Source organism: Shewanella submarina, from assembly GCF_042646185.1.
GTDB classification, from domain to species: domain Bacteria; phylum Pseudomonadota; class Gammaproteobacteria; order Enterobacterales; family Shewanellaceae; genus Shewanella; species Shewanella corallii.
Genome location: NZ_JBHRTD010000006.1, coordinates 857,023 through 872,675 on the forward strand (window position 1 = coordinate 857,023; position 15,653 = coordinate 872,675).

Annotated in this window: 5 protein-coding genes; 4 read left to right on the forward strand and 1 reads right to left on the reverse strand. The window is 42.1% G+C overall.

Going from position 1 to position 15,653, the window contains the following annotated elements; all coding sequences use genetic code 11:
* The first annotated feature begins 222 nt into the window (after positions 1–222).
* Positions 223–354, forward strand: a complete 132-nt coding sequence (gene miaE, locus ACFOE0_RS06760; protein ID WP_380711637.1) for a tRNA isopentenyl-2-thiomethyl-A-37 hydroxylase MiaE — start codon at positions 223–225, stop codon at positions 352–354.
* Between the two features lie 40 nt (positions 355–394).
* Positions 395–2,176 (forward strand): recombinase family protein, encoded by a 1,782-nt coding sequence (locus ACFOE0_RS06765; protein ID WP_248934901.1) that lies wholly within the window; start codon positions 395–397, stop codon positions 2,174–2,176.
* Positions 2,177–2,362: 186 nt separating this feature from the next.
* On the opposite strand, the gene ACFOE0_RS06770 is transcribed toward ACFOE0_RS06765, so the two are convergent.
* Complete coding sequence (locus ACFOE0_RS06770) at positions 2,363–2,608, reverse strand: hypothetical protein (protein ID WP_248934900.1); 246 nt, start codon at positions 2,606–2,608, stop codon at positions 2,363–2,365.
* An 806-nt stretch (positions 2,609–3,414) separates the two neighbouring features.
* On the opposite strand from ACFOE0_RS06770, the gene ACFOE0_RS06775 reads away from it, so the two are divergent.
* Both ACFOE0_RS06775 and ACFOE0_RS06780 read left to right on the forward strand, forming a co-directional pair.
* Entirely contained in the window at positions 3,415–4,293 is an 879-nt protein-coding gene (locus ACFOE0_RS06775) for a hypothetical protein (RefSeq protein ID WP_248934899.1), read from the forward strand.
* Between the two features lie 545 nt (positions 4,294–4,838).
* Positions 4,839–15,503 carry an Lcl domain-containing protein gene (locus tag ACFOE0_RS06780; RefSeq protein ID WP_380711640.1) on the forward strand — a complete coding sequence of 3,555 codons (10,665 nt, stop codon included), beginning with the start codon at positions 4,839–4,841 and terminating at the stop codon, positions 15,501–15,503.
* Positions 15,504–15,653: the final 150 nt, after the last annotated feature.

A 15,653-nucleotide genomic window follows, 5' to 3' on the forward strand; every position in this document is an offset into this window, starting at 1 on the left:
GCAAGATGTGAGTGATCACTCTGTATATACATCTGAAGCTGTCAGGTATTTATCCTTCAAACTCATAGGTTTCTGCACTAACGCCAAATCATGCTTTAAAATTACCCCTATAAACCATAGGGATATGTGCGCCCTCCAAGAGACGGTTTTGTGTTACAAGCTTGCCTGTCGATGATGTGAGTGGGACAATTCGCCCGGATTTATATAAGTTGAGAGATAGGTATGTTTCAGCAGTTACTCGCGCCGGTGAATAATTTCCTTGGTTGTCCAACCCCACAAGCCTGGATTGATTTCGCCAAACGTCCTGAAAATCTGGCATTAATTCTGATTGATCACTGCAACTGTGAGAAGTAGTGTATAGTGTGCAAACATAAGTTGTTAACAAGGAAGACACATGACTAAAGCCTATCGATACGTCAGGTTTAGCTTGGCAAATCAAGCAAATGGTGCATCTTACGAGCGGCAGTTGGAGGCCGTGCAGCTATGGAAAGATGAGAATCAGGATGTCGAACTTTCTGGTGAGAGCTTTGAAGACTTGGGACTGTCAGGTCACACTGGTAAACATCTTGAGAATGCATTCGGGCGTCTGTTGTTAGCGATTGAAACCGGAAAGATAGTAAAAGGGGATTACATTCTGGTTGAGGCCGTTGATAGGCTTGGGCGTTTGCCAAATTTGGATATGTTCGACATCCTCAAAAAGATTGTTGATGCTGGGGTTACTATCGTTACCTTGGATGATGGAAACCACTACAATCTCGATAACTTGAATCGAAATCAGGGGCTGTTGGCATCATTGGTTGGGAAGTTTGAGCAGGCTTACAACTATTCCAGAATTTTGAGTCACAGGGTCTCACACTCTTGGGAGCTTCGTAGACAAAAAGCCAGGAAAGGAGAGAGTGTGAAAATGCGAACGCCTTTCTGGTTAGATAAGAGTAACGAGGTTATTCCCGAATATAGTGAAATCATCAAAAACGTTTTTGAATGGTATTCACTGGGGGATGGGCAAAGAGTGATTTTGCGGAAGCTTAGGGAGCGTTGGCCTGAGGTTGTGGGTGACGGTTTCAGAAAGGACTTTCTTCTCAAAACTGCTGGTAATAAAACCAAGATGGTCAATGCAGGAACCGTTAAAAAATGGCTTCATAACAAGGCTGCGATTGGTTACTGGGGTGATATTCCCGGAGTATATGAGCCAGTGGTATCACAAGAGCTGTTTTATAAAGTTCAGGCTGAACTGAACTCCAAAGTTAAGAGGACTTCTGAGCCTAAGCGATACTTCGTAACTGGCCTTGCAAAGTGTCGTTGTGGTAGCAACCTTACGTTCGTTAAGAATACTCGCAAAGGCGGAAAAGTTAATATCAATGGCCGATGTACCACTCGGGGACGTGTTGGGTACGGGAAAGACAAGCACGGCAATGAGTATGGCTGTGATAACGGTAAGACCATTCCAGCCGTCGTACTTGATGTCATTGCTCATCAATGCTTACCTGATATCGTCACGCAATTAGCCGCAGCAAATCACGATAAGAAACTGTCAGATGAACTCCATTTGGTAGAAGGGAAACTGTCAGAAATTAGCAAAAAAATTGAAAGGCTTTCCTCAGTTTTGCTGGATTCAGATGATGCAGAGAACCTCCCAGAAGTCGGTTCCAAAATTCAAATGCTAAGCTCCGAAAGGCGAGTATTGCTGGACAATAAAGACGCATTATTGGCAAAAATTGGCAACTCGGGAAGAATGGATGATCTTGCTTTTATGCTTGAACATGAAGGTGAATACCGAAAGGACTATCCAAAATTCAATCGCTTGCTTCAAAAAGCTGGATACCGCTTAGTTTGCGACGGCCATAATATTACCGTCTATATCCCTAATGGGCGGACCTACCGGTTTGAATACTTGGGATTTGATCGTAAACCAGCTAATCAGGGGGGGCAGCAATACAAGCTTAAGATTACAGATCATAACAAGGTTTTGCCGATCCCAAGAGATGAACCCATAACAAGTATTTCCGGTGATGATTTCGTAACGGTTGAGAGTGTTATACCGATCGAAGCTGACACATTAAAGGGGAAGACTCCTCAGCAGATTGCAAGCTCCTCTGCGCTGCTTCAGGAGTTTGAACTGAACGTTGCTGAACAACTCGTTTCTTTGGCAACAAGTGCACTGAAAAAAACAGAATAAGTGTCTGAAAGTGACAGTAAAGGCGACTACATTGAGTCGCCTTTGTCTGAGTGGTCTTTCTTAAGCTTATCTGTTTTCTCAAACTTTTTTACCCTGACTACTACAAGGTAAAAGCCGATGGGGACTAGCGTCAAAACGCACAGCAGCAGAGCAAGTTCCCACAATTCAGTATCAGCACTTGTCATGCTAAAAATCGTCCATGAAGCCACTGTCGCATGATGAAAAGCTGTCATCAGAGCTAAATCCGAAGTCTGAATCATAACTGCTATCCATGCTGCTATCGGTCGTGGTTTCGATTTCTACAACACCATAAGGGTTGCCTTTGATGTCTACATCGCCACACATTGGTGTGCCATCAACATTAACCATTGGCTTGACCATTTCAGTATCGCTTTCAGTGTTAAGTGCGGTCTTGTTATCGCTATCTGACATACTTGCCTCCTGGCTGGTTCTCAATGAATTCGCTACCGACATTAATGAAAGAGATCCCAACTTCAAGTGCTAAAATAACTCACCTGAAAATTGTTTTAAATTCAATTAAAACAGTGTTATAGGTGTTTTTCTGGGTTGTGTTTTGTTGGTTGGATAAGAAAAATCAGTCTAAGGGATGACTCCGCTGCTATTCACTGAAAGTGCTTTTCTTCCAGCAAAAATCGGCATCGATTTTCTGCGACAACAGCGCGTGTGAAACACGTTAACAGCTCGCGTATTTGTCTGTGTTGCGAAGCAAACGGGCAAAGTAGCCGCGCATGTACAGCTGGTCTGTACTAACCGTATTTGGGTTTTGCGTGAGCAAAATTCGGTGGGGAATTTGGGACAAATTCAAGGCGAACCATTCACTTTTCGCTAGAAAAGTTCAGCACCCAGGGTGGGGAGATACAATGGCACATTGCCCCCACTCCAGGTGCGGCCAAAATGCGGTTAGTACAGAGCGTAGCTCGGTACATGCGCGCCTGATGCGTTGAAGTGCCCGAACTGAGTTCGAGAGCCTGCGTCGGTGACGTGTCACCAGAGCTGGCGTGCGCTTCAAGGTATCTGAGCACTTTGCAAGGCAAAGGGCTCATCTGCCGAAGGCAGGCTTTTTCCCGACAGGGATGACGTGAATCATTCAGTTCGCGGATAAACAACAGCTGGCAATAAAAACCGGGATAAAAACCGGTAACTTACTCTAATTCGCTTAACCTAACGCTAGTTATCGGTATCTCTACTTCACACAATCTTCATTGGGAGAAACCGACATGTCTTTAAATGACAATCCAGAATACCCATCGTCATCTCAGTCGCCGTACCGCGCAGAATACGGAAACTATTTACAAATCCCTATGCAGTATCAGCTTGGAGTCAACAACCACCAGACTGGCAAAGCTCGACGGGAAATGACCATCAAGTTAGTGGCACGTTTTGGCCTGACTTCGCCCTCGCTTATTGCGTGGTTGTATTGCATTCCTAAACGGCAGGCCCTGGAGCATTTGAATGCCTTGGTTGAGCAAAAAGCCCTGTGCCTTGTGAAGACACACAGGTCACCGGATGACAGGGTATATGTGCTGGACTATATCGGGGCGAAATATGCAGAAGAGTTGCTGTCTGTAGCCGTGTATTTTCGCTCTGGCGGCGAGCCGTCACTCAGGGTAAACCAGAATACGATAATGCACGATTTGATGATGCAATATGTATTGCTGCGGGGCATACATAACTGGACCAAATCCGGTGAGTATCATCCTTACTGGCAACGTTTTCTCACTGAGCCTGAGTTCAAGCGCACCTTTACTTCGAACCAAATACGTAATGTCGATGGCATCGTGCAGGAGCCAGACGGCAGGTTTGCCGCTATCGAAATGGAGCATTCGCTTAAGACCAAAGCCAGTCGTGAAGCGATTTTGGGCAAGTGGCTCTCCGGCCTCAAGCAAGGCTATTACCAAAAGATGATGCTGTTTTCTCACTCCAGCCAGATATTCGATGACATCAAGCGCCTGCACACTCAGCTGTTTGAGGAATTACCAAACCGAAAGGGGAGGAAAGGGCAGAGTATCACTGCTCATGACATTGAGCTGCTGGAGAGTGCCATTGTCTATCGTTCAGCGCTTTGCAATGAGTTGATGGCAATGTTCTATCCATAGCTGACAAAAAACGCCACCGCAATGGTGGCGCTTATATGTCCTAGCCTGGCTGGTAATGGCAGCAAGCCATCACATGACGCCCATTGACGTCGCTATCACGCTTTTGGATAGCAACGACACAACATCCAACGCTGTTGTACTTTGAGTAATTGCCCGTTGGTGCAGCTTTCAAAGTTATGGACGGGCTTAACGGAGATTGTGGTAAAGGCCTCAATCATATCTAGTCATCGCCGATGGAAATTAAGCTTGTTTGGAAGTTGTTATCTGGGGACTATTTGTACGGATCCCAACGGGAACATACTGACTATCAGTTGTGGGGGTAACTTCATCAGTAGGTATATTTTCATTAAGCATAAATTAAAAGCGGTAATCAAAGTTACTATAATTTAATAGTGTTGTATTTTTGCCAGGCGAATCAGTAGGTAATGCTTCTTTAGTGTAAGACTTTTTGGTTTGTCAGTGGCTACTAGCTTGAACGGGGTGTGAATGTAAGGTAAAAGTGATGTTAACAAGATGTTTGCGCTATTATCTCGGGGACGGCAGATATGTGTTTTCTACGGATGGTTATAATACTAGCCCTAGCTTTTTTTACTCCATTTTTCTCTTTTGCAGCTAATGATACTCAAACTTGTGAGGTATACCCCATAGCTGTTCCTTATTCATTAGTTGGAGGGGGGGCTACCGGTACATCTTTTGAAGGCATTACGTTTGGCAATACTTCTAATAGTCATTCTTGGCTGACATGGAATGGGGATACAAGTGATAGTGCCGCTGCGATAAGCCTTACTCCCCCTGGAAATGATAGCAGCTATGTTAACCCCAATGATGAATCGGATGTAATTCTTGGAGTGAATGATTGGGTGTTTGGATTATCTTCATTTCCAACTTCGGGAGAAGTTACTAACGCGTTGGACATGCAAATTGGCAAAGACATCATCGTTCCTTTGTGGTCCCAACAATCAACAACGTCCGGCTTTCAGCAATACAGAGTCCAGGAATTTGGAGTCATAAGCCTCACAGCCTATAAGTTAAAAGGTAAGGCTCCGAGTATTTCATTTGTTTATAAAGGAATCGCCTCTTGTGATAGCGCTGGCTCGGGCCCGGTCGCTGAAAATGACAACTTTATTACAGTTGGTGAAGCAGAGCTATCAATCGGATTGAGTGCTTCCACTCAATCCGGCGAGGATATGACTTACACGATCATAGATGCACCAGTGAATGGATCGCTAGTTGGTAGTGATCAAAACTACGTCTACGTCTCAAACGCCGGCTTTGAAGGAATCGATGCGTTTACCTTTAAAGCTAATGACTCAATTGAAGACTCAGCCCTTGCAACTATTTTAATTGAGGTACTCGCTCCGACACCAATAGGGCAATGTGAGCTTTATCCAATTACAGTCCCATACTCGCTATTGAGTACGAGCAATGCAGGTGACTTATTTGAGGATATTAAGATTGGAAACAGTTTAACTAATTTCAATTGGCTTAGTTGGAGTGGGGGGAATAGTTCGTATTATTTTGAGAATATGACGACTCCCCCTGGCAATAGTGACGGTTATAGAAGTCCATCAGATGTCGGTGATACGTTTCTTGAGAAACATGATTGGGTTAGGGTGCTAGCTGGTTCGATAAGTGATACCACATACTCATCTGGACTAACAAAATTACTAGGCAAGGATATCGTTATACCAGTATGGTCTCAAGTTAATGAAGAGGGCTATCAAGTTGATGGTTTTGCAAGTATCAATTTGACGAACTTTTCCTTAAGGGGACAGGATAATATTTCTTTTACATACAAAGGGATGGTTAATTGTAAAAATAATGGAAATCCTGTTGCTACAGACACAAGCTTACAAATAAACGAAGGTGTCGCGGTAACAGTTTTAGCTAATGCTATCGATCCTGAAAATGATCCGTTGACTTTTCATATTGAAAGATTTCCACAGAATGGAGTTTTAGTTGAAAATGGGGTTAGTTTTACCTATACCCCAAATGAAGGTTTTTTCGGAATTGATAGCTTCAGCTATAGGGCAAGCGATACCAAAGAACTGTCTAATGAAGCGATAGTAACAATAGAAGTGTTAGAAAGCGCATTTATTAATAGCCAATATATTAAAACATTAGAAAATGTAGATGATAACGGAGAGCCATTAAGCTTTGAATTGTTACAATATCCTATGGGTATGACTATTGACTCAGCTGGTGTTATTACATGGAGTCCACAAGCTTCGGATGAAGGCTTGGTTATCGTCGAAGTGTTAATTACAGATGTCAATGGAAATAGCAGTATATACTCATTTACGCTTAACGTTACTTATACTGATTCGGACAAAGATGGTGTATTAGATAATATTGATTTATGTCCAAATACTCACATTATGGAAACCGTTAATGCAGATGGTTGCTCACCCGCACAGTTAGATGATTTTTATCGTTTCAAAGCATCAAAGTTACCTCAAACACGTTCTGACGCAATCATTGAAGCTCGCGACGATGCATTTTATCGCTCAGGGTTAGTGAGGCAGTTTAGTCGTGATGACGATAACGATATAGTTACGGATCATATAACTAATTTAAAATGGTCAGATAATTCAGATATTATTAATTCCAACTATGATTGGCAAAGTGCTCAAAATTACTGCTCTAATTTAGAACTTGGTGGAATTACTGACTGGCGTTTACCTTCTCCATATGAGCTGGCCACGTTAATTGACTTCACCTCGACTAAGGTAGGTTCTTTAGATTTTTCAATTTTTGATGAGTTTAAGCAGAATATTCAATATGGGTTTTATTGGTCTTCTGGGGTATATACAATGAATTACTCTGATGGACCGCGAGATGAAGCCTATGGTGTTTTATTTGATTACGGTTGGCCTCAACTGAGAGATATCACAAGTTCCTATAATGAAACTGTACGCTGTGTTAGTGGGGATATAAAGCAAATAAATTATGAGCAGATCAATGATAATACGGGATTTGATAGAAATGTTAACTTAATGTGGCACGCCAACTCGAGTTTAAGTGACAATTGGCTGGTTTCAAAGGATTATTGTGAGAACTACACAGGGGCTAATAGTGATGATTGGCGAGTCGCCAACATTCATGAGGCTCAATATCTCTATCAGGTTAAACCAGGAAAATATTGGAGTTCGACAACTAGAAATGAATCTTATAATGATGAGGGCTCTCGATATGGTATGGCGTTACATCCCCGTATAAGTAATGTTAATATTCCGTTTCCGTGGGTGGTTAGTTTAACTCTTTATGGCAATGATCAAGGTTTTTATTTAGGCAGTTTGTGTGTTAAAGACTTTGTTCCACCTGTAGCAATTAGTGGTGGAAATAGGACTATTGTAGCGGGCGAGCCAGCGACCTTTGATGCTAGTGAAAGTCATCATCCTAACGGAACCATTGTCGAATATGCATGGTGGGATATCACTAATTCTTCAAATAAAACTAAATTAAGTGATGACGTAGTATTTACGACTAGTTCATTAACCTATGGTCAACGTACGATAGAGTTGATTGTGACCGATGAAAAAGGGGTATTTACAAAAGACACTTTCTCGGTCAACGTACTTAAGGATCCCAATGATCTTCCTCCTGTTGCAAATGCAGGACCTGATCAGTTTATTTTAACAGGTAATGTTATTACATTGGATGGCTCTAATAGTTTTGATGATAATGGAATCGTTACGTATGAATGGTATGAAGATGGTCAACTAATTGCCTCAATGGCTAGGTTCACTGAATCTTCAACTTACCGTGATATTGGATCTTATACATTTGAACTGAAAGTTACAGATATAAACGACTCTAGTTCAATGGATACGGTGAATGTAGAAATTCAACCTTTTGATAATATTTTTCCCATAGCTAATGCTGGACCAGACCAAACTGTTTCATTTGGAACTGTGGTGACATTAGACGCTACAGAGAGTAGCGACAATTTGGGGGTGAGTCACTATAATTGGTATTTAGAGGGGGCATGGATTGGTAGTGGGGCGGTATTGGAATATGTAGGGTTAGCTGAAGGAACTCATAGCTTTCTCTTAAATGTTGTTGACTCAAGCGGTAACTCTTCATCTGATGGCCTAGAAGTAACGGTTATACCTGAAGATACTCAGTCTCCAGTAGCAAATGCCGGTGTTGATCAATCTGTTCCTTATGGTGTGCCAGTAACGCTTGATGGTTCTTCAAGTACCGATAATCAATCTATATCGTCCTATCGCTGGGAACTTGGTTCAATAACCGTGAGCACAGAGAGTGTGTATTCGCCATCTGACTTATTGGAAGGTGTTTATACCTATACACTTTGGGTTGAGGATTATAGTGGTAATACTTCATCGGATGCTGTCACAATTACCGTTTTACCTCCAGATATAATTCCTCCGGTTGCTGTTGCTGGTAAAGACCAATTTGTTCGTGTCGGAACTAGTGTGTTTTTTGATGGATCAATGAGTTCTGACAACTATCAAATCGGAAGTTTCGAATGGACGCTAGAAGGATTGACAGTCAGTAACTCTAGCAGTTTCTCTAAATCAGACTTTACAGAAGGAACTTATACACTTGAGTTAAAGACCACAGATATGAGTGGGAATTTTGCTGTCGATACCATCTTCGTTACTGTGTATTCACAGATAGAGTTGGGGCAGTGTGATGGCATAATCACAACTGATGATTCAGCCTATATAGATATTTATCCATTGGATGATATACCTTGGTATGGTGCGAACTATACTGACGTTATGGAGATTGAAAACGCGTTTAATCATGCTCGCTCACTAGATAAAAGCATACATAAACTTTTAAAAATGCCTTCCCAAACTGTTTGGGATTCATGGACATCACAGCAAAAGGGCTTGTTCCTGATAAATAGTGAACGTGAAGCGCGTGGTATTAAGCCCTTCGAAGGTGTCAGTGTAGAAATAGTCAGCGTAGCCTCTGAATATGCAGATTATTTACGAAGAAACAATGAGGTGATCTCTCACTATCGAAGTAGTGATAATGCAGATTGGGAAGATCGTCTTAAAGAAAATTCCAATATTCTTATTAATCATGATGGGACATTTAGAGAAAATCTATTCTCAGTTATAACATCCGGCGCCACACCTTCTGAATCTGAGGCTCTTGTTACAGCAATTTATATGTGGATTTATACCGACAAGTATCCATTGCTAGGTGAATCTTGGGGGCATAGAGACTTCATTTTAATCACTGGGTTGAATGAAAACAGCGGTGATAGTTTAGAAAAAGAGGGGCTCATAGGTTTCGGTATTGCCACAGGGAGTTATGAGCCAGGCACTACTCCTCCAACTAAGGAGGGAGTTGTCGTTGTTCTTAACCACTTTGATCCCTCAAATGGTTGGGATTATAGCAACACAGATTCAGTTGATTTAAGCGATGCTCATCAATGTTATGAGAATGCTATTTTAGAAGTCGATGCGATGAACGCTCCTTATGAAGGGCTGAAATCTTTATCACTAACACCAGGGAATATTACTCTTAATCCAGGTGATACCACCACTTTAAAACTTACTGGTATATATGATGATGGCTCATTGGTTGATCTAACCTCTTACGCCAATTTTGTTCCTGGTGTAAATTCAGTAATAAGTGTTCAAGGTGGGTTAGTCACAGGTCTAAAAACAGGCCGTGACTCTCTTTACGCTAACTTTAATGGGCTGAAATCTAACAGCATTGTAGTTTGGGTGGAAGATGAAACTGACGTTAGTAACTTATCCGGTACATTTGCTGAGGACTATCTACAATACTTGCCGTCGAACGGCAGTGTGGACAGCTATGATCCAAGTGCGTTTAGTCTATTTGTTGGGTTAGTTGTTGATAGAGATGGCAATCCATTACCAGATGTAAACATCTCTTTTCATGAACAACCTGAGTTTGGAAGCGTTTTGACCGATGTGAATGGACGGTTCATTCTGGCAGGCGAAGCGGGGGAGCGCACGTTAGTTTATGCAAAAGATAGCCACCTTACTGTCCACCGTTCAATAATTAGCGCGAGTAATACGTGGGCTTCTCTGGAAGATGTGACTCTATTATCAGTCGATATACTGAAGACCAATATCGACCTTTCATCTAGTGTGCCTCAGGTCCATCAATCAAGTGTGATTTCCGATGAGTTTGGCCAACGCTCAACAACTCTGGTTTTCAATGGTGTTAATTCGGCGACAGTGACAGCTAAGGATGGCTCGACCAGGCAGCTAACAGATTTCTTTGTCAGAGCCACAGAGTATGAGATCCCTAACTCTATGCCTGCTCCTTTGCCTCAAGAAACTGCGTTTACCTATTGCTCTGAACTTGAGATACCAGGTGTTGGAGATGACGAATCAGTCACTTTCGACAGTCCTGTCGATATTTATGTCGACAATTTTTTAAATTTTGCCGTGGGCGAAATAGTTCCTATGGGGTATTACGATCGTGTAGAGGGAGTGTGGAAAGCTGAGAATAATGGGGTTGTAGTTAAACTACTTGACGCAAATCAGGATGGAAGTATCGATGGTATTGATTTTACCGGAGATGACGTTGCAGATGATTTTGATGGAGACGGACAAACTGAAGACGAAGTTGTAGGTCTAGAGTCGTATGTAGCCGGAAAAACTTATTGGCGCGGCAGCATTACTCACTTCTCGCCACACGACCTCAATTGGTCAGCAAATGCTGATGGAACAGCACCTCAAAACATAGACGCTAATAGTAATAATGAAAGTATTGATGAAAACCAATGCGTAGCTGTAAGTTCTTATATAAAACCTAAGTCACTAGTTTTGCATGAAGATATTGAACTTACAGGAACCGGATTAACACTTCATTATTCAAGTCAGCGAACTCATGGTTATCATCACAAAATTAGTGCTAACGTGAGCGGTGTAGACTTACCTGATGGCGTAGTCGAAATGATTGCAATATTGGAAATTGGTGGTAATCGCTTCGAACAAAGATTTGCTCCTGCTCTACTTCAAAATGTTGAATTTATTTGGGATGGGATGGATCCTTCCGGAGAGCTCATACATGGATTTGTTCGAGGAAGAATAAGTATTGGATATAAATATCAGTCTGAATATTATAGTGCAGGAAATACTGCAACATCAGGTAATCCGCTTTCTAGCTTCCCAATCGCATGGGCTCAATGGGGCTCAACAACGACGTCTGTTGTTGGTCGCGAAGATATTATCCGATGGAGCAATGGTATTGTAACATTATTAAATGCGCCTGAAAGCCAGATAGCCAATGGTTGGGCGCTATCTAATCACCATATTAACAGCCCCTTTAATATAGTTTATAAAGGAAATGGTGATGTGGTTGAAGTGAATAATGGAACGAACATACTAAGGACGGGTATCAACCAAAGTCATTATGTCGGAGATGACGGCTACTATCAGAAGGGTGGGTTGGACATAGATTACAGTATTGATGAGAACGGTATTCTCATTGACAATGTAACTAAACTAGAATGGCAATATATTACCGGTGTACATGCTAAGTTTAGGACTAAATCTGAGGCAATTAATTATTGTAATAATTTAAATCTTGGTGCCGAAACTAAGCAATGGCGATTGCCAACGCCTAAAGAAGTTGGATATACAATTGACAAATCCGGTTCCCAGCAGAGTTACCCTCTGTTTTCCATAGAAGCTAAATCATTTTGGAACACAAAGACTGTAAATACTGAAAACATATTAAAGCCAGTAAATTGTGTGTCTGGTGATACATTAGATGCTAGTTATGCTCAAGGGCTTAAACGCAATGATGCCGATGAAGTCGTAATTGACGAGCAAAATGGCTTAATGTGGCAAGACGAAGGTACCAACAGCAGCGTTACATACAGTTGGGCTGAGAGCATTGATTACTGTGAAAGTTTGACTCATGCCGGTTATAGCGATTGGCGTCTACCTAATATCAATGAGTTGAATTACGCTTTACCTAATGCAGTATTTGTGAATCAAACATCTATACCAGATAATGAAATCTGGACTCATGACGTTAGTTTTCGAAAACCTTATTGGACTTCAACACCTGATATCACAAACATGGAAGAGCAGGCGTGGGCGATAGAGAGTGCCAGCTTTTCTTATCAGGGATATAGTAAAACGGTGGAGCGTTATTATGCGAGGTGTGTGCGCGACGACTTGACGCGTAATCGTAGTCCCTATGTGTTCGATCACAAAGGACGTCATGTTAAGACAATCGACACAACTACAGGTATCACGCTGACCACTTTCCATTATGATAGTGACAACAGGCTCATTGAAGTGAAGGATCGGTTTGATAACACCATTACGATCGTTCGAGATACAAATGGGGTCGCGACGGAAATTGTCTCTCCAGACGGTTATGTCACAAAATTAACTATAGATCAGTTTAATGACCTAACAGCGGTTGAATATGATGACGGTGCTCGTTATTCCTTTGTTTATTTAAATAGTTTGATGACAGAGGAGCTGGATCTTAATGGGAGTCTATTTACCCGTAGTTTTGATAGTACAGGGAGGATTGATCAGAGCCGTGATCCAGAGGGTGGAATATGGGATTTCTTCAGCAGTAAAGACCCCAATACTAAGGATTTGACCTACGGTTATTCAACGGCTGAAAGTAATAATTGGCAATCGATTATCTCCTTATTACCCAATGGTGATAAACAGAGAGTCACTACGGAGACTGATAGCACTACACACGTGTTGACTATTCAAGGAGATGAGCTGAAAGAAACAATCGGTCGAGGCTCTATTGACACTGTTGTCGAAAAAGTGATCGATCCTAAATCCGCGCTAGAAGTTCCTCACCTAGTCACAACCACCATGCCCAGCGGGCTTAAAAGTGTTACGAAAATCGATAAAACATATGCAGGAAATGGCACTGATACTACCAAAAGCACTGTGGCAATCACTCATAACGGTAATGCCGCAACAATAGTCAACGATACTATTACAGGTATGATGCAAATCACCTCTGCTGCCGGCCGTACTTCAAGTTATCTATATGACCCGTCGACAATGCTTGCCGTTAAAAAGCAGGTGAGCGGCTTGCACGAAGTACATTATCAATATGATAGTCGAGGTCGAATAAGCAATATCACTACAGGAGATAGGGTCAGTAGCTTCTTTTACGACGATCAGGTCAGTAAAGGAGCATTAACTTCAATCACTGACGCCTTGGGGAATGTAACTGCCTTTGAGTATGATGTGCTGGGGCGTTTAAATAGAACCATTTATCCAGATGGCCGTGTGTTAGAGCAGGAATATGACAGCAGTGGCAACCTAACATCGCTAACTCCACCTGGTCGTCCAGCACACTTATTTAACTATAATAGTGTTGATAGAGAAACTGACTATACCCCACCAATTGTAACCGGAGTGACTACGCCACAAACACGTTATGATTACGACCGTGATCGTAAATTGGCAATGATTACCCGCCCAGACAATCAACAATTGTTCTTTAACTACACAAGCGGAAGCTCAGAGCTGGCGAGCATAGATATTCCACGTGGACGTTATAATTATAACTATACTACGGGGGGGTATTTGAGTGATGTGACTGCTCCAGATAGTGGAAGAATCGATTTCGATTATGACGGAGGCTTGTTGCTCTCGCAAACTTGGTCTGGTGTTGTCAATGGCTCGTTTAGTCAAAGATACAGCGACGGCTTTGTTGTCAATCAACAATGCGTTAATGCCGTTAACTGTGTTGACCTCCTGTTTGACGTTGATGACCTGTTGATTCAAGTGGGGGATTTAAGCTACACCCGAGAGGCACAGAAAATGGGGTTGGTGAACACCAGCTTATTGTTTAGTGTCAATACGGCGATGAGTTACAACAACTTTGGGGAACTTGATAGTGAATCGGTTAAGTACAACACATCCGAATTGTTCGTTGCTGGCTACACACGCGATAAATTAGGCCGCATTACCCAGAAAGACTTGAATATTGATGGCTTGAGCTTTGATGAAGCTTATGATTACGACCAAAGTGGCAGGCTGACAACAGTCACCAAGGCTGATGTGACTATAACTTATAGCTTTGATGATAATGGTAATCGCTTAAGCAAACAGGTGAGTGATGGTACAGGTACTTCATTGCTTTCTGGCTCATATGACGATCAAGACAGATTGTTAATGTACGGTGATTGTCACTATCAATACACAGCCAACGGTGAGCTCAAACAGAAGCGATGTGGATCAGGTGTGGATGAGGAAATAACACTTTATCAGTATGATGTGCTGGGCAACCTCCTCAAGGTAACCCTGCCTGATGCTACAGAAATTGATTATGTTATAGATGGTAGTGACAGGCGTATTGGTAAGAAAATTAATGGAATTTTACAGCAAGGCTTCTTGTACGGCGACCAACTCAACCCGGTTGCAGAGTTAGATGCCGCCAACAATGTCGTGGCACATTTTGTTTATGGCGCGAGAGTGAATGTACCTGAATATATGATCAAAGGGGGTGTGGCTTATAAGATTATTAGTGACCATCTTGGGTCACCTCGATTAGTTGTTAACGCACAAACAGGTGCTATTGCGCAACGAATGAACTACGATGAGTTTGGTATTGTAACGTTAGACACTAATCCTGGCTTTCAACCATTTGGTTTTGCAGGTGGCTTGTATGAGGCGGCGACTGGACTCACGAGGTTTGGTGCTCGGGATTACGATGCCTATACAGGGCGTTGGACGAATAAAGATCCGATCCGATTTGCGGGTGGGGACAGTAATCTATATGGGTATGTGTTGGGAGATCCTGTGCAGTTTATTGATCCTACAGGTTTAATTAATTTGGATAATCCTGCGTACGGCCAGCCAAGTTGGGTGCAAAATGCTATTAATAAAAGAAACGCATTGGTAGCCGATGACGCTATAAAACATTTTAAGCAAACAAATGAATCCATTTGGGGAATAACAGTTCCTCCCCCGGTAGCTATTGGGACGGGTGTTGCTGTTGCTAAAATTATGGGTGTTGAAGGGTTTCTTACTGCTAGTTTTAATAGCTTTGTTTATAACGCAGCTGGAGTAAAAAGGATGCCACCAACTAACTGGGCCGGAACTTTTAGAGCAATGGGTATTAACACTTTTGGTGTTGGCGGGGCGTTTGAGTTTGGTATTTTGATAGGTTCCTATATTTATGCTGAATACACTATTCCTTATGATAATGTGTTGGTAGATGAATATGGAGGTCAATGTGTTAATAGGTAAACTTTTGCTTTGGCTATATTTAATGGTTTGGATCGCCCTGTGTATCGCTTTATATGTGTATTGGGGCGATATACCTATATATTTATCTGTAATACTGTCTCTTTTTTTAATGTTCTTTTCCCCTGACATAAATGGTATCAAGTTGCTTTT